Origin of the sequence: Nocardia cyriacigeorgica (assembly GCF_010868145.1) — a bacterium.
Classification (GTDB): domain Bacteria; phylum Actinomycetota; class Actinomycetes; order Mycobacteriales; family Mycobacteriaceae; genus Nocardia; species Nocardia cyriacigeorgica_D.
In genome coordinates this window covers 355,365-371,098 of the sequence record NZ_JAAGUY010000002.1, presented here as the reverse complement: position 1 = coordinate 371,098, position 15,734 = coordinate 355,365, and the positions used below count along the sequence as shown (strand labels likewise).

Below are 15,734 nucleotides of genomic sequence, written 5' to 3'. Positions count from 1 at the left end.
GCGAGTCCGGGCGGGCCGGCTAGACCCGTTCGGCGAGTTCGGCCAGGCGCTCGATAGACGCGGCCAGCTTGTCCGAGGTGGTCTCGCGGGCTCGCGGTAGCCGCTTCTCATCGGTCAGCCGGGACCAGTCGTAGGTGTGCCGCACGCGGCAACGACTTTCGTCCAGCGCCTCGACCTCCCAGCGCCACAGATGGCCCGGCGGCTGTTGGTCGGGCTCGGCGGGCAGCCATGCGATCAGGCGTCCTTCTTCGAACTCCACCACATGGTTCTGCCGAGCGCTCCCCTTGGTGATCACCATCGTGAACACATCTCCGGCTGCTCGAACCCGCTGACCGGTCGGCGCCTGGGCCAGATTGTCGTTGCCATCCCAGCGCGGCTGTTGCGCGGGATCGGCGATCAGCTCGAATATCACCGACGCAGGCGCGACGATCTCGCGTTCGGCGCTGACGATGCGGTCCTGTTCTGCTGCGGTGTTCATGTCACCGATCGAAGCACAACGGGTCGAGCCTGCCCAGGGTGCCGGTATTCCTGGCAGGTAGTGCGTCGATCATGTCGGTACCCGGCTATACAGTGTCGCTATGGCAGCAGCGGTTCACTCCGCGCCGGGCCCCGCACCGCGGCGCGCAGCCGACGATCTGGTGCAGATCGCCGCGCGAACACCGCTGTTCTTCTCGAGCTATACCCCGCTTTTCGCGATCCTCGCGGCCCGATTCGCGGCCACGCCGTGGCTGTCGATCGTTTGTCTCGCGCTCATGGTCGTTGGCACGGCCTGCACAGTGTGGGTGCTGTATCTGATCGGCTCGTCGGCGCGGTCGAGCATCACGGTGACAAAGGTGCACGAAACAGGCACCGAATCCGGCGGCTATCTGGTCTCTTACGTGCTGCCGTTCCTCACGGTCGAAACCCCGGACGCCCTCGACGCCCTCGCCTACGGCCTGTTCCTGCTGGTACTGCTGCTGATCTACGTGCGCACCGACCTGATCCAGGTCAACCCGATGATCTATCTGCTGCTGCATCGAATCGTGAAGGTGCAGACCGATACCGGCGACACCGCGTATGTGATCGTGCGGTCGGTGCCGAGGCCGGGCGACACCGTGACGGTGGCCCAGCATGCGGGTATTCGTGTCATGACGGAAGGAGGGTGACCATGCGGACCAGCGCGGCGTGGGCCGATATCGACATCGGCGGCGAATCGATCGACCTGCTCCTGGGTTGGCGCGACGGGCGTAAACACCTGCAGGCGTTGCGCATCGAGTTCGCCGCGGCCCTCGGTGCGGAGTTGCGCAGGATAGCCGCTGCGACGCTGGACCGGATCGCTGCCATGGCACCGATCGACTACGACACCACCGCAACGCTCGTCGACGACGAAGAGTTCTTCTCCTTCTCACTCGACGAGCTCGCCGCGGCTGCGGCGCCCGGCGAACCCGATGCTCACATCACTCAGCTACTGCAGCTCATCGCACGATCGGCGACCCTCGATACCGTCCTGCCCCGGCAGATGCGCGACGGCACCTTCCTGTTCTACGTGCTGATCTGCGAATCCGCAGGCCCCGGCCGGCACCGCACCGCGTTCGTCCGGTTACAGCACGGACTGCGGGTGGCCTCCGCGCACCGCATCCTCGCCACCTTCGGTGAACGCCTGAACCGGGTCGGCGATCCGGTGTTCGCCTTCGCCGAGGAATTCGATCTGGTCGTCACGGCCGACGAGATCGCGATCCTGAAACCCGATACCTTCCTGCGCTTGTTCACCGATCTGGAACTGCTCACCAAGGCCACACCGGATTTCGTCGACCACATCAGCGAGGCGCTCGGCCTCGATCTGGCGGCACCGGTCAAGGACACCATCATCGCCGTCTGCGCCAAACGCCCCAGCTACGCGAAGCTCCTCAAGCGACTCAACAGCGTCGACTATCTACCCAAGGTCACCCTGGCCTCATTGCAGGCCGAGATCGACAAGTTCCCGGAGCTTCCAGAGGGCATTCAGATCGACGAGTCCGGAATCGTATTGAGTGATCAGGGCGTACCGACGTTCCTCGAGATCCTCGACCAGCGCATCTGGCGCGGACCGTTCGACGATTCGTCGCGGGTGGCCACGGCTTATCGACGGCTACGGCCGCGCTGACAGCGCGAATGCCGGAGATCACCGATGGCCGAGCATCGCCGCCAGCAGTCCTCCGATGAAGTCGGGGCCGAGCGCATTCAACGCACCAGGCGTCACCGGAGTCGTCACCGTCTGGATATCGCAACCGCTCTGCGGTTGGCCGGCAGCGCGGTCCTTCAACCAGGCGAATGCGGCGGGCGCGCCAAGACCCCATTCGAAGGTGTGCGGCGAGACCACCGATGGAACGATGTCGCGGCGATAGGTCACCGAAGTTCCCGCGGCGCAATACCGGTCGATGAGCTGATCGGTCGATGTGATGGTGCTCAGCTCGTCGTCTATCGCGTTGTATACATACAACGGAGCGGTGGGAGCAGTCGCGCCCAGCGCTCGTTCGGCGAGCAGACGCTGGGTGGTCGGCGCGCTCATGACCTGCTGCAACGGCTCGGTCAACAGGGTGTCGAAATTGCGGAGCGGGAAGCTCACCAGATTCTGCGGTGTGCAGCTCGCCGCGGCTCCGGCCAGCAGCCGCTGACCTTCATCGGTGACCACCCGGTCGAGCAGCGCGGCGAATTCGGGCGAATCCTGTTGCAGTGCAACGACGCCTACCGCCACCAGGCCGGCGACCGGTGCCCCGTTTCCGTTCCTGATCGCGGCGGCGAAATCCGGGACGGGCGCGCCGACAGCCATTCCCGCGACGTTCAGTTCCGGCGCGTAGCTCGGCTGAACCTGTGCGGCCCAGGTCGTGGCGATGCCGCCGCCGGAGTATCCCCAGAACAGAGCGGGCGTATCCGTGACTGCCCCCAGCTCGGCGAAGTTCTGTGCCGCCCGAACACCGTCGAGCGCCACGAAGCCCGGTTCCCGAGGCGTCAGGAAGTGATTGTCCACCCCACCGAGGTCCGGCACCGATACCGCCCAGCCCTGAGCCAGCCCCGCCGCGATCATGGGCACTTCGCTCGCGGTGGTGGACAGGGTGATCGGCCCGCCGTCGTTGGCGAAGTCGAACCACGGCGCACCAGTTTGCAGGACCTGCGAGGGCATGCAATTCGGCGCGATGGCGTCGATCATGCTGTCGTAGGACAGGATCGCGGTCGGTGATCTACCGTGATCGCCCATCAAGATGGTGGTCACCGCGGCGTAGGGCTTGCCTTCGGAATCGGTGGTCCGGTACAGCAGCTGCCAGGCGCGCACTCGCATGGGAAGTAGCTGTAGCGCAGCGGGAGTGATCCACCGGGTCCGCAGGATGGTGCCCGGCTCGGTGGACTCGTAGCCGACGGGCGGTTGGTAGAACGCATCGGTGGTGTTCGGAATCGCCGCAGCGGGATTCGCGAGAGCGACGACAAACGCGCAGATCGCAGAGGTGGTGACAGCGAGCGCCGTGATCCGTGCTCGCCACCCTCGTACGCGGCCCACTCGGCGTGTTCGTAGGTGCCCCATCCCCGCAGTCTCCATCGGCACACTGTAGAACGCGTTCCAGTTTCTGTTCGCGTTTCGGCAAACGAACTGATGGCGGGCGCACCCATGTGGTTCGCGCAGGCAAACGCGGCGGCCTGGACCGTCGTGGCTGCCGGTCCCGGCGCTCGACGACATCGAGACCGCTGCGCTACCGGCGACACCCTCCGACGCATGGGTGCGGTGGCAGGCGAAACGCGAAGGCGGCGAACCCACCGGGTGTGAGTTCGCCGCCTTCGATAGAGCGATGGAGCTACTTTGCTTAGTTGTTTGCCTCAGCTCGGGCGTCGGTCGTTGGCGCCGCGGGCTTTGTAGTGGTGGTGGTTGTCGACGGAGCCGTCGTGGTCGATTCCGTCGTCTCGGCGGGCGCCGTGGTGGTGGTCGGCGCTGCCGGGGTGGTGGTCACCTCCGGGGTGGCCGCGGCCTCGGTCGACCGCGTGGTCGTCGGAGCCGTTGTAGTCGGGGCCGTGGTCGACGGATCGGCCTCGTCCTTCGGCTTCGTGGTCGTCGTCGGCGCCGAGGTGGTGGTCGTGTCCTCGGCCGGTTCGGTCGTCGGAGCGGCCGAAGTGGTCGATTCCGCCGCCTTGTACGCCGCGGCGAGGTCGGCCTCGGTCGGCTTCGAGTTGGTGTCCACCTTCTCGCCCGCCTGCGCCTGCTTCGCCAGGTGAGTGATCCAGGCCGCCGCATACTCGGCCGAGGTCATCGGCCTGCCGTTGTCGGGGTCGGCATCATCCCAGTAGTCGAAGTGGTGACCGGTGTGGTTGGGGCCGAGGGTCTGCTTGTACGGGTCGCTCAGGATCACCGGGATGGTGTTCTGGTTCGTCACGATCAGCCCGACGATCTCGTTCAGGATCTTCTGCGGCAAATACGCCAGCGGCGACATCTGATCGGCCGCGATCGCGTCGGCCTTCGGCTGCTCCTTCGGCGCCTCACCCGGCTTGTACGCCGGATCCGAGACCCGAAGCAGCACCTCGAGGAAGGTTTCGTCGCTGGCCATCCAGTTCGGCTGGGACGCGATATCGGCGAACGCGGTCATCGCGATCCGGCCGAGCACCACGGCCACATCCTGGCCGGTCGCTGGGGTCAATCCCTCACGTTCGAGATCGTCGACATTCAATTGCCTGCCGACATTGACCGCCAGATTCAGCAGCGAGATGTTGTCCGGTGCCGAGCAGGTGAGGTCGCCATCGGAGCAGAACGAGGCGATCTTGCCGTTCAGCGCACCGAAATCGCCACTGGTGCCGGGCAGTGCGCCCTGACCGGGCACCGGCTTCTGTCCGTTCTGATAGTCCTGGTCGAAGCCGTCGGGATTGCTGTGGGGATCCTGCGAGCCGGGGAACGGCCCGTCGCCCTTCGAACGGCCCGGATCGGCGAGGATCACGACACCGACCACGTTCTCCGGGTCGACGATGCCGTACTCGCCACCCACACCGGGCTCCTGGTGCCCGACCTCCATCGCCACGCGCCGCACCACATCGGCGCCCTCGCTGTACCCGACGATGGAGAACTTGGTGTCCGGGCAGGCGGCCGCGATCTCCGACATCACCTGCTTGGCATTGGCGACGCCCGCGTTCACCGCGTCCTCGTAACTGGACATATTCGCGGGGTAGGCGATGTAGACGGCCGCGTAGGAGCCCTCCGCGACATCATCGCGCGGCGCGTTGACCACCGGATCCAGCCATTCGCTGCTGTGATCGCCCGACAGCGCGGCGGGAAGGGGATTGCCATTGGCGTCGACGAGCATCGCCGTCGTCCCCTCACGCGGCGTGTCGTTGCGGCCGGCCACCGAGATGGTCACCATGTCGCGGCATTCGGTGACGGAGGCCACCAGCTGCGTATCCACCTTTTCCGGCGTGGATGTCAGCGCGAATGTGGCGGCTACGGCCGCCGCGACCCCGAGAACTGCGGGCGCGGCAACGGCTGAGGCCATCCGATGTCGCGCGAGAAACTCACGAAGAGCCATGTCCAGATCCCCATATTCCTGTAACCGACAAGTGGAAGGACAGGCCCCCCGACGGGCCATGTGTCACGTATGAGGTCGTGGCAGGGGAGAAGAGTGTTACTGGGTGTGTGCCTGAGGTTCCTGTGGTGAATGCGCTGGGAGCGCCGTACGACACCCTGCGATCGCACTCCGCAGGCGGTTCATCGGCGATAAAATCCGCAGGTGGGCTTCCTGATCGGTTTCGCCCCGTGGATCGTCTACTGGATCCTGGTCGGAAACACCGGGTTCGTGGCCGCGGTCGGAATCGCCCTCGCACTGGCGGTCGCTGGCCCACTCGTGCTGCGACTGCGCAGACGGTCGTGGCATTCACTCGAGATCGGCACCGCCGTCGTGTTCGCGCTGCTGCTCATCGCCGCGATCACTGTCGATGATCAGGTGCTCGAGCGCTGGCTACAGCCGGTCACCAGCCTGGCGCTGCTCCTGATCGCGCTCATCGGAGTACTGATCGGCAGGCCCTTCGTCGAGGAGTACGCCGCCGAATCGGTCGATCCGCAGACCGCGGTCACCGACGGTTTCCGGGTGATCACGGTCGCGATGACATGGATGTGGATCGCGGTATTCGGTGTGATGACAGTGTCCGCGCTGATACCGCCGCTGGTCGACGGTGACGCGACCATCCGCGACACCGGACACACACTGTCGGTGCTCTGCTACTGGGTCGTCCCGTACACCGCGATGGGCGCGGCGGGAGTGGTCTCGGCGCTGTTTCCGACCTGGTTTGCCCGGCGATCGGAGCTGGTCGCCGCACATACCGAGGATCGGCGTGCGCCCGTCGCGCAGACTGCCCCGCCACCGTCGATCCGCAGCGCTTCGCTCGTCCTCACCGCGCCCGAGGTTTCCCGGCATGACGAACCTTTCGCCTGGGGCGTGCGTGGCTGCCCGCCGAATGCGAGCGTGGATGTGCGCGCGTCCGGAACCGATCTCTTCGGCGCCCAGTGGGAATCCGCGGCGACATTTACCGCATCGGCCAACGGTGTGGTCCACGCGGTGACCACCGCACCTGTGACCGGCGACTGGAGCGCACCCGATGCCGACGCCGCGCTATGGGCCATGCGTTTCGAATCCGACCGGGCCCCTGAACTTTTCGTACCACCCGCGCACGGCTGGCAGGTCACGATGGACGTTCGGTGCGGTTCCGAACGCTCTCGCACCACCGTGGCGCGGGTAGCGGGCGCTGCGGACGTGCACCTCACCGAGGTGTCGATCGACGGACGGCCCGCGGTGTACGCATCGCCCGCAGGCGCGCCGCCGCCGAACGGCAGGCCCGCCGTCGCATGTTTCGGCGGGTCGGAGGGCGGATGCGATTCGCAGCGATCCACTGTCGCCATGCTCGCCGCGAATGGTTATGCGGCGCTGGCATTCTCGTGGGTAGACGAGAATGCCGACATTGCCAAGATTCCGCTCCAACGTTTCGTGCGCGGCGTCAAATGGCTGGCTGGACAGGAAGAAGTCGACGCGCGCCGGACGGTGGCGATGGGCGTTTCCCGCGGCGCCGAGGGTCTACTCGCTACGGCCGCGCACAGTCGAATTTCCTTGGCCGGCCTGATACTGGTGAGCCCGAGTTCGGTGTCCTGGCAGGCCATCGGTTCGGACGGTGAGATTCCCGGCACGCCCTCGTGGACGCTGGACGGCACCGACCTGCCCTGGTGCGCACTACCATCCGGCGAACTGATGCCACAGCTGGTTCGCAACGCCTGGTCGGCGCACGGCAGCATTGCCCGCAACCAGCCGATACTGCTGCGGTTACGACCGGCCTACGAGGAAGGGCTCGACCATGCGACACCCGAGACCGAAATCCGATCCGAGCATATCGACTACCCGATCCTGTGCCTGACCGGTGACGACGACGCCGTGTGGCCGTCGGGCACCATGGCCGACGCACTGCTGGACCGCCGATCCGACGCCGGCGACGCCCACCTGCGATTCCCGGGCGCAGGCCACCTCATCCGGCCCGGCATCTTCCCCGTCGCCGCCCAATGGACCAGCGGGATCGCCTTCGGCGGCAATGGTTCCGGGCAGGCGGCGGCCCAGCGCGGCGCGGGCACCGCGATCCTCGACTTCCTCGGGCGTATGTAAGCGCGCCCCAGCCGGTGACCACTCGGCAGAAGAGGATGTCCTCGCACTAAGCGACGGCAACCGGAGCGTTCCGCCGGCGGACCCAACCTCGGAAGCCGACGGCAACAGGGACGAGCACCGTGAGGAAGCCCGACAGCGGTTCGATAGCGATTCCGAAACCGGCCAGGAAGACCATGGCGGCGAGGATCGGGCCGGTGACGTAACCGCGGGCCCGCTCTACCTCGATAACGGCGATGCCAAGGGCCATGGCTGCGATACCGAAGGCGTTGTACCAGAACAACAGTTCCGCATCCTGGTCTTTCGCGGCCCACATGACGGCGCCCATGGCGGTGTGTGCCGTACCGATGAACGTGAGCATGCTGCCGACTACCGGACGTATTTTTGAATTCATATTCCAAAACTAAGCCCTAGGCTGTACGGGTGGCAAGACCCAGGCGGTTCACCGATGATCAGATCCTCGACGCGGCCCGCGATCTACTCAGCGACCCGGCGGTCACCCGGCCGGGGATCGCCGCGATCAGCGCTGCCTCCGGCGTCCACACCGGCTCGATCTACGTTCGCTTCGCCTCGCGTGAGGAGCTGCTCGCGCGGCTGTGGCTGCGCTCGATCCGCCGCTTCCAAGCGGGGCTCATCGAAGCGCTGACCGGACCCGACCCATTGCTCACCGCCGCGGCGTACCTACCGCGCTACTGCCGCGCCCATCCGGCCGAGGCGCGGGCGATGAAGATGTACCACCGCGACGAGCTGCTCGACACCGGCCCCGACGACCTACGGGCCGCGATCGCCAACGTCAACGACGAGATGAATGCCGCACTGAGCGACGCCGTTGCCGTGCAATTCGGCACCGCCGATGAGCAGGGAATGGCCATCGCGGGCGCCGCGGTCAAGGCCATCCCCTACGGCCTGGTTCGAGATTTCATCGCGCGCGCCGCCCCGATTCCGGAGTGGGTCGACGATGTCGTCGCGACGGCATCCGGCGCCGTCGTGCGCGAATTCAGCCGACGGCCCGCAGTCGGGCACTCCCACTAGCGGGACGACCTCGACCGACCGGATCACCCGCCGCGGTCAGGCAGCGTGGCCGATGATGATGTTGCCGTAGGAGTTCCGCGCGTAGACGTGCACGGTGCCCTTGGCGCCATCGACCGGTTCCAGCGCGTTCTGCACACTGCCGTACTTCGCGTCGGTTTCCAGCCGTGCCGCGCTGCCAGGGCGGATGCCCACCTCGAGCTCGCCCATGGACGTCTCCAGCCGCAGCTCGCCGCGCGAGGCTTCGCCGATCCGGATATCGCCCTTGGCGGTCTTCGCGGTCACCGATTCGAGCGGGCGTTCGACGATGATGTCGCCGGCGGCGATCTCCAGGTCGCACTGGCCGAGTTCACCGGAACCCACCAATCGACCAAGGGCCGCTGTGGCTTTCAGCTGGGAGCCGGTAGGCACCTCGATGGTCACTTCGATCGACGCGTTGCCGCCGAAGGGTGTGTACTCCCGCCGCCCCTTCACCGTGTGCACCGTCAAGTTGCCTGCGGCGTAGTCGATCTGGGTCTGCTCGGCGGCGCGGACGTCGTTCTTCTTGGTTGCGTCGGCCGGCCGGACCTCGACGACGGTGTCGGTCCGATCGGAGGCGATAACCCTGACGTCAGCGCTGGGCACGTCGATGGTGACGGTGATGGCATCCGGGGTCTGGAACGTGGGCATGGCTGTACTCCATTCAGTGCTGGATGTGCGGGCTCGTGAGCAGGGACTTTCATCTGCCTCCCTGACCATCGGCCGGATCGGTCCACATGACCGGCAGTTCATGGACGCCGTAGATATTCATGTCGGTCCTGAGCCTCACCTCGCCGGCGGGAACGGCCAGCTCGAGACTCGGGAAGCGGCGCAGCAGTCCGGCGAAACCCGCGCGCATCTCGATGCGGGCCAGTTGCTGGCCGAGACAGGTGTGGATGCCGTGCCCGAAGGCCACGCGACCACCGGTCGCGCGGTGGATGTCCAGGGTGTCCGGGTTGTCGAAACGCTGTGGGTCATGGTTGGCGGCAAGCAGCGAGACGACGACGGTCGAGCCCTTCCCGATCATTTCGCCGCCGAGTTCGATGTCCTCGGTGGCGTAGCGGTAGAAGATGTCGGCCACCGAGAGGTAGCGCAGGAGTTCTTCCACGGCACCGGGCATCAATTCCGGGTCAGCGTGCAATTCGGCCAGCTGATCGGGATGCTCCAGGAGCGCGAAGGTACCGAGCGCCAACATGTTTGCGGTGGTCTCGTGGCCCGCGAGCAGCAGCAGGAAGGCGATGCCGGTCAGCTCGTCGATGCCGAGATCGTCATCGCGCGCCAGGTCGGACAGGATGTCGTCGCCGGGTTCGGCGCGTTTTCGGGTGACCAGTTCGGCGAGATAGGTCATCATCGCGCCGTAGGCGGCCATCTTCTCGCCGAGCGGCTGACCTGTGACCAAGAACTTGGCGGAGTTGACCTGGAAGGTCTCCCGGTCCGCATAGGGAACACCGAGCAGTTCGCAGATCACCAGCGAGGGCACCGGCAGCGCGAACTGCTCGACCAGGTCGACCGGTGGGGTCAGACGCGCCATCTCGTCCAACTGCCGCTCGACGACCTCGATTATGTGTTCTTCCAGCTGCTTCATCCGTCTGACCGTGAACGTGCCGGTGAGCATGCGCCGCAGCCGAGTGTGATCCGGCGGATCCATGGCGATGAACATGCCCGGAATCTGCGGCGACGGCTCGGTAGGCGCCGGCATATCGGGGATGTCCTCCAGGGTGTGCAGGATGCCGATGTCCTGGCGGGAACTGAACCGGGTGTCGGACATGAGCTTGCGGACCGCCTCGTAGCCGGTGACGATCCAGCCCTCATGACCGTCGGGGAAGACGATGGGGCTCACCGGGTGCGCATCGCGCAGCCGGGTGATCTGGCTGGGCGGGTCGAAGGGGGTCGCATCGCGCTCTGTGGGGAGGCCGTACGGGACGGGGACCGTTCGAGTCATCCGACTTCCTTTCCGTGGCTGTTCGTTGGTTGCCACAGTCGCCGACTGCGCTGTCACACCCCTGTCACGGCTCTGACACCGACCGACCCCGGCGACTGGACGGCCGGTGCTACGACGGCCCGACCGACCTTCTGCGCTGCGTCAACGGTCGCAACCGATCGGTCGCCCATGGCAAGATCGGCCGGGTGCAGATCGGGATGCTCGGACCGTTCGAGGTTCGTACGGACGGTGGCGTCCTCGCCGAAGTTCCTGGTGCGCGGTTGCGCGGGCTGTTGATCGCCCTCGCACTCAACGCAGGTCACGCGGTTCCCAAAGCGACGCTCATCGACTGGATCTGGGGCGAGAATCCCCCGGCAGACGCGGCGAATGCCCTGCAACGCTTGGTTTCCCGGCTGCGCAAGGTCCTGCCAGAAGGGTCGATCGAGGGACAGCCGGACGGCTACCGATTGCGAGTTGAACCCGACGCCGTCGACGCCGTCCGGTTCGAACGGCTCCTCGCCAAGGCCCGCGACGACGAGGATTCCCGAGGACTGCCGCAGCGGCGCGAGGCCCTCGGTTTGTGGCGCGGTGCGGCCATGCAGGACATCGGATTACAGGAGAGCGCCGCATTCGACGCCGTGGTCACCAGGCTGGAGGGGCTTCGCCTGACCGCCATGGAGGATCGGTTCGACGCGGAGATCGACCTCGGCCACGGTGCGGAGCTGATCACCGAACTGACCGACCTGGTGGCCGCGCACCCGGTGCGAGAACGGCTGGTCGCCGCATTGATGCGTGCCCTGGCCGCGGCCGGTCGCGACACCGAGGCACTGCGGGTGTACGAGCGCACGAGGGAAAGCCTGGCCGACGAGCTCGGCGTCGACCCGTCACCGGAGCTGTCCGACGTGCACCTCGCCCTGCTGCGCGGCGAGATGAGCCGGCAGGAAGACAGCCGTAAGACCAACCTGCGGGCCGAACTGACCAGCTACGTCGGCAAGGACGCCGATATCGCCGCCGTCCGCGAACTCACCGCCGACCATCGGCTGACCACACTGATCGGTCCCGGCGGCTCGGGGAAGACCCGACTGGCCACGGAAACCGCGCGCACGTTGCTCGGCGATCTGCCCGACGGGGTCTGGCTGGTCGAACTCGCGCCCATCGGCGCCGACGATGACACCCGGAATGGGCCCGACGGACCGGACGGGAACAACATCGCGCAGGCAACCCTCGCCGCACTCAAATTGCGCGATGCCCTGCTGGGCGAGGCACCGGACGCTGAACCGACGGAACGGGTCATCGCCGCGCTCCGCGAGCGCGCGATGGTGCTGATTCTGGACAACTGCGAGCATGTGATCGAGTCCGCGGCGGCATTCGCCCATCGTCTGCTCGGCGAATGCCGTCGGCTGCGGATCCTCGCGACGAGCAGGGAACCGCTCGGTATCACCGGGGAAGCGCTGTGGCCGGTCGTGCCGCTGGCCCTGCCGGACGGTACCGCGGGACCCGCCGAGATCGAATCCTCCCCGGCGGTTCAGCTGCTACGCGACCGCGCCGGCGCGGTGCGCAAGGACCTCGAGACCGACGCGCACACCCTGTCGACGTTGGCACGTGTATGCCGGGCGCTGGACGGTATGCCGCTGGCCATCGAACTAGCCGCGGCCAGGTTGCGCACCATGTCCCTCGATCAGCTCGCCAATCGGCTCGACGACCGATTCCGCCTGCTGACCGGCGGCAGTCGCACTGCGCTGCCACGGCACCGCACTCTACGGGCGGTGATCGACTGGAGCTGGGAGTTGCTCACCGACCCCGAACGGGTGGTCCTGCGCAGGCTTTCGGTGTTCTCCGGCGGGGCGACTCTGGAAGCGGCCGAGCGAGTCTGCGCGTACCCGGGACGCGGGCAGGACGCGGCGGTCGAGCCGGGCGAGGTCCTCGAGCTGCTGACCGCGCTCACCGAGAAATCGCTGGTGGTCACCGAGGGTGACCGGATCCCGCGCTACCGGATGCTCGGCACGATCAAGGAGTACGCGGAGCAGCGTCTCGCGGAGGCGGACGAATCGGAGTCGGCACGGCGGGCGCACCTCGCGTATTTCACCGACCTCGCCGACCTCGCGGAACCGCATCTGCGACGCGCCGAGCAGCTGGAATGGCTTGCCACGCTCGAGGCCGAGCACGACAACATCGCTGCCGCGATGCGTGGGGCGCTCGCGGCAGGCGAGGCGGACGGTGCCATGCGGCTCGCCGCCGCCGCGGGCTGGTACTGGTGGCTCGGCGGGCACAAGGCCGAGGGCCACGAGCTGATCATCGCGGCGACCGCCCTGCCCAGCGACGTGTCCGACGAGATCCGCGCCGTGGTGTACGCATTGGCCGTCCAGTTCGTGTCCGCCGGACGAGAGGGTGACCAGTACCGGGCGGCGGAGTGGATCCGCAAAGCCAACGAGTTCAGCCGGAATGTTCACGGTGGTCACCCGGCGCTGCGGTTCACCGCCCCACTGGAACGCATGCTGCACGGGCCGGAGGAATTCTTGCCCGCATGGGAACCACTGCTGGCCGACGACGACCCCTGGGTTCGCGCTCTCGCCCGGCTACAACTGGGCAAGTTGCGGATCGAACTCGGCCACGCCGACCGCGATGCCGACACCTATCTCGAGCAGGCGCTCACCGAGTTTCGTGCGATCGGTGACCGGTGGGGGATGTCGTTCGCGCTGGCCGAGCTGGCGAATCGCATCACGGTGCGCGGCGAGTTCGCCGCCGCGTGCGAGCACTACGAGCAGGCGATCGCCGTCGTCACCGAAGTCGGTGCCATCGAGGATGTCGCGGTCATGCGGTCACGGCAGGCTCAGTTGTACTGGCTACTGGGTGACGAGGAGTCGAGCGCCGCTGCGATAGCCGAGGCCCAGCGGTCCGCGGATCGTGTCGCCTGGCCGACCGTGCTGGCCGAGCTTGCGCTGTCGAAGGCCGAGCTCGCGCGCTGGAGTGGCAATGCCGAGCAGGCACATCGACACCTCGAGGTGGCCACGGCCATGCTCGGCGATGACGCCGAGCGGCCGATCATCCGCGCGGTCGTCCAGGACCTGCTCGGCTACCTCGCCGACGATGTCGACCAAGCCCGCGAGCACCGCATCGCAGCCTTCCGAGCGGCGTCGGAGGCAGGCCATGCTCCCCTGATCGCCGGAGTACTCATCGGGATCGCGGATCTGGCGCTGCGCAACGAACAGGATGAGCAGGCAGCGCGGCTGCTCGGGGCGAGCATCGGCGTCCGCGGTATGCCCGATCGTTCGCACCCGGACGTTGCCAGGATCAAGCAGACCGCACGAAGTCGCCTCGGTGACACGGGGTTCACCGAGGCGACTGACGAGGGTTCGCGCACGAACTGGCAGGAATTGGTCGCGATCACGCTCGCTTGCTGAACGTCGAACGCGCCCACAGGTACCCGACGACACCGATCCCGATGCACCAGGCGACGGCGAGGATCGCATCGCCGGCATCCGGTGCGCCGCCGAGCAATCCGCGCAGGGTTTCGATGATCGGCGTGAACGGCTGGTACTCCGCGAACTGCCGCAGGCCGGGGCCCATCTTGTCCGCGGGCACGATCGCGCTGCTGAAGAACGGAAGCATGACCAACGGCACGGACGCCAGCCCCGCGGTTTCCGGCGACTTCGCCGCCAGTCCCAACGCAATCGTGAGCCAGGCGGCCGCGAATCCGAGCAATACGACCATGCCGACCACACCGAGCCATTCGACGAAGCTCGCCGACGGGCTGAACCCCAGCAGGAACGCCACCCCGATGAGAGCCGCAATAGCGATCAGATTGGTCAGCACGGTGGCAATGACATGGCCGGTGAGCACCGCGCCCCGCGAGACGTCCATAACCTTGAAACGGCTGATGATGCCGTTCATCATGTCGGAATTCACCGCCGTCGCCGTGGCGCCGAGGCCGTAGCAGACGGCCAGCAGGATCAACCCCGGTGTCGCGTAGTCGATGTAGTCGACACCGACGTCGAAAGCGTCGCCGAACATGTAGACGAACATCAGCATGATGATGATCGGCATCAGGACCGCATTGAACACCGAGACCGGGTTGCGGGCGATGTGGGTGAAGTTGCGGCGCAGCATCACCATCGAATGGGGCTTGGGTGTGGTGCTCATTTCGCTGCCACCTCCGTGGTCTGGCCCGTCAGGGCGAGGAAGACATCATCGAGATCGGGGGTGTGCACGGAGAACTCCTCGGCGCTGAGCGAGTACTCGTCGAGCCTGTCCAGCAGCGCCCGCAGCGACTTCGTGCCTCCGTCGCCGGGAACGCGAAGGGTCAGTGCCTCGGTGTCGGGAGTGGACTCGGCGAACAGCCTTGCCGCCGCATCGAGTTGAGCGGCGTCGCCGAACCGGAGCCGGATGTGCGTGCCGGGAATCCGGCGCTTGAGCTCGTCGGGCGTACCGTCGGCGACAACGCGGCCCTGGTCGAGCACCGCGATCCGGTCGGCAAGCTGATCGGCTTCCTCGAGGTACTGGGTGGTGAGGAAGATGGTCACACCATCGGCGACCAGGTCACTGACGATCGACCACATGGTGCGCCGACTGCGCGGGTCCAGGCCCGTCGTCGGCTCGTCGAGGAAGATGATCTGCGGCTTGCCGACCAGCGTCATCGCCAGATCGAGCTTGCGCCGCATACCGCCGGAGTAGGTCGACGCGGGTTTCGCCGCCGCCTCCGTCAGATCGAAGCGCTCCAGCAGCTCGGCGACGGTTCGCTTGCCATCCTCGGTGGCGAACCCTTTGAGGTCCACCATCAGCTGCAGGTTCTCCTGCCCCGTCAGCAGCTCGTCCACCGCCGCGAACTGACCGGTGACCCCGATCGCCGCCCGCACCGCCTTGGCCTCGCGCACGACATCATGACCGGCAACCCGCACCGACCCGCCGTCGGGCTCGAGCAACGTGCTCAGCACATTCACTGTCGTCGTCTTACCGGCACCATTCGGCCCGAGCAGCGAGAACACCGTGCCCGCAGCGACATCGAGCTCGATCCCGTCGAGCACGACCTTGTCCCCGTACTTCTTCCGCAGTCCTGAAACCGCAATCGCTGAATTTCTCATGCGGACAACGATCGAGGGCAGAGCTGACACGAGGCTGTCATGCGGCTGTCACGGTGACAGACG

Annotated in this window: 13 protein-coding genes; 5 read left to right on the top strand and 8 right to left on the bottom strand. The window is 66.7% G+C overall.

The annotated features are described in order from the left end of the window. Positions 1-19 precede the first annotated feature (19 nt). The gene (locus GV792_RS05625; protein ID WP_163822544.1) at positions 20-478 is read right to left on the bottom strand and encodes an SRPBCC family protein; all 459 of its coding nucleotides are present in this window, start codon (positions 476-478) and stop codon (positions 20-22) included. A 100-nt stretch (positions 479-578) separates the two neighbouring features. Here GV792_RS05625 and GV792_RS05620 point away from each other — a divergent pair, with 100 nt between their 5' ends. Further along, complete coding sequence (locus GV792_RS05620) at positions 579-1,145, top strand: hypothetical protein (RefSeq protein WP_163822543.1); 567 nt, start codon at positions 579-581, stop codon at positions 1,143-1,145. 2 nt (positions 1,146-1,147) lie between these two features. Further along, positions 1,148-2,122: a hypothetical protein gene (locus GV792_RS05615; protein WP_163822542.1), complete on the top strand. Its 975-nt coding sequence runs from the start codon at positions 1,148-1,150 to the stop codon at positions 2,120-2,122. An 18-nt stretch (positions 2,123-2,140) separates the two neighbouring features. Here GV792_RS05615 and GV792_RS05610 read toward each other — a convergent pair whose 3' ends face one another. Continuing rightward, on the bottom strand, positions 2,141-3,550 hold the full coding sequence (locus tag GV792_RS05610) for a lipase family protein (RefSeq protein WP_175582923.1): 1,410 nt from the start codon (positions 3,548-3,550) through the stop codon (positions 2,141-2,143). A gap of 262 nt (positions 3,551-3,812) precedes the next feature. Further along, positions 3,813-5,513, bottom strand: coding sequence for a cutinase family protein (locus GV792_RS05605; protein ID WP_163822541.1), 1,701 nt, complete (start codon positions 5,511-5,513; stop codon positions 3,813-3,815). Positions 5,514-5,714: 201 nt separating this feature from the next. On the opposite strand from GV792_RS05605, the gene GV792_RS05600 reads away from it, so the two are divergent. Next, complete coding sequence (locus GV792_RS05600) at positions 5,715-7,628, top strand: acyl-CoA thioester hydrolase/BAAT C-terminal domain-containing protein (RefSeq protein WP_163822540.1); 1,914 nt, start codon at positions 5,715-5,717, stop codon at positions 7,626-7,628. 46 nt (positions 7,629-7,674) lie between these two features. On the opposite strand, the gene GV792_RS05595 is transcribed toward GV792_RS05600, so the two are convergent. Then, positions 7,675-8,019, bottom strand: a complete 345-nt coding sequence (locus GV792_RS05595; protein WP_163822539.1) for a DUF6463 family protein — start codon at positions 8,017-8,019, stop codon at positions 7,675-7,677. Between the two features lie 29 nt (positions 8,020-8,048). Here GV792_RS05595 and GV792_RS05590 point away from each other — a divergent pair, with 29 nt between their 5' ends. Further along, a complete protein-coding gene (locus GV792_RS05590) occupies positions 8,049-8,657 on the top strand; it encodes a TetR/AcrR family transcriptional regulator (RefSeq protein ID WP_163822538.1) in 609 nt (202 codons plus the stop codon). 36 nt (positions 8,658-8,693) lie between these two features. Here GV792_RS05590 and GV792_RS05585 read toward each other — a convergent pair whose 3' ends face one another. Both GV792_RS05585 and GV792_RS05580 read right to left on the bottom strand, forming a co-directional pair. After that, positions 8,694-9,323, bottom strand: a complete 630-nt coding sequence (locus GV792_RS05585; protein ID WP_163822537.1) for a DUF4097 family beta strand repeat-containing protein — start codon at positions 9,321-9,323, stop codon at positions 8,694-8,696. A 49-nt stretch (positions 9,324-9,372) separates the two neighbouring features. Further along, positions 9,373-10,614: a cytochrome P450 gene (locus GV792_RS05580; protein ID WP_163822536.1), complete on the bottom strand. Its 1,242-nt coding sequence runs from the start codon at positions 10,612-10,614 to the stop codon at positions 9,373-9,375. A 185-nt stretch (positions 10,615-10,799) separates the two neighbouring features. Here GV792_RS05580 and GV792_RS05575 point away from each other — a divergent pair, with 185 nt between their 5' ends. Further along, positions 10,800-13,994 carry a BTAD domain-containing putative transcriptional regulator gene (locus tag GV792_RS05575; RefSeq protein WP_163822535.1) on the top strand — a complete coding sequence of 1,065 codons (3,195 nt, stop codon included), beginning with the start codon at positions 10,800-10,802 and terminating at the stop codon, positions 13,992-13,994. Here GV792_RS05575 and GV792_RS05570 read toward each other — a convergent pair. Both GV792_RS05570 and GV792_RS05565 read right to left on the bottom strand, forming a co-directional pair. Continuing rightward, the gene (locus GV792_RS05570) at positions 13,978-14,733 is read right to left on the bottom strand and encodes an ABC transporter permease (protein WP_163822534.1); all 756 of its coding nucleotides are present in this window, start codon (positions 14,731-14,733) and stop codon (positions 13,978-13,980) included. The two genes, GV792_RS05575 and GV792_RS05570, sit on opposite strands and share 17 nt — an antisense overlap. Continuing rightward, a complete protein-coding gene (locus GV792_RS05565; protein WP_163822533.1) occupies positions 14,730-15,671 on the bottom strand; it encodes an ATP-binding cassette domain-containing protein in 942 nt (313 codons plus the stop codon). The genes GV792_RS05570 and GV792_RS05565 overlap by 4 nt, the downstream gene beginning before the upstream one ends. Positions 15,672-15,734 lie beyond the last annotated feature (63 nt).

Coding starts and splice junctions, on each gene's coding strand:
- GV792_RS05625 (WP_163822544.1), bottom strand. CDS start 478: ATGAACACCGCAGCAGAACAGGACCGCATCGTCAGCGCCGAACGCGAG.
- GV792_RS05620 (WP_163822543.1), top strand. CDS start 579: ATGGCAGCAGCGGTTCACTCCGCGCCGGGCCCCGCACCGCGGCGCGCA.
- GV792_RS05615 (WP_163822542.1), top strand. CDS start 1,148: ATGCGGACCAGCGCGGCGTGGGCCGATATCGACATCGGCGGCGAATCG.
- GV792_RS05610 (WP_175582923.1), bottom strand. CDS start 3,550: ATGGAGACTGCGGGGATGGGGCACCTACGAACACGCCGAGTGGGCCGC.
- GV792_RS05605 (WP_163822541.1), bottom strand. CDS start 5,513: ATGGCTCTTCGTGAGTTTCTCGCGCGACATCGGATGGCCTCAGCCGTT.
- GV792_RS05595 (WP_163822539.1), bottom strand. CDS start 8,019: ATGAATTCAAAAATACGTCCGGTAGTCGGCAGCATGCTCACGTTCATC.
- GV792_RS05585 (WP_163822537.1), bottom strand. CDS start 9,323: ATGCCCACGTTCCAGACCCCGGATGCCATCACCGTCACCATCGACGTG.
- GV792_RS05580 (WP_163822536.1), bottom strand. CDS start 10,614: ATGACTCGAACGGTCCCCGTCCCGTACGGCCTCCCCACAGAGCGCGAT.
- GV792_RS05570 (WP_163822534.1), bottom strand. CDS start 14,733: ATGAGCACCACACCCAAGCCCCATTCGATGGTGATGCTGCGCCGCAAC.
- GV792_RS05565 (WP_163822533.1), bottom strand. CDS start 15,671: ATGAGAAATTCAGCGATTGCGGTTTCAGGACTGCGGAAGAAGTACGGG.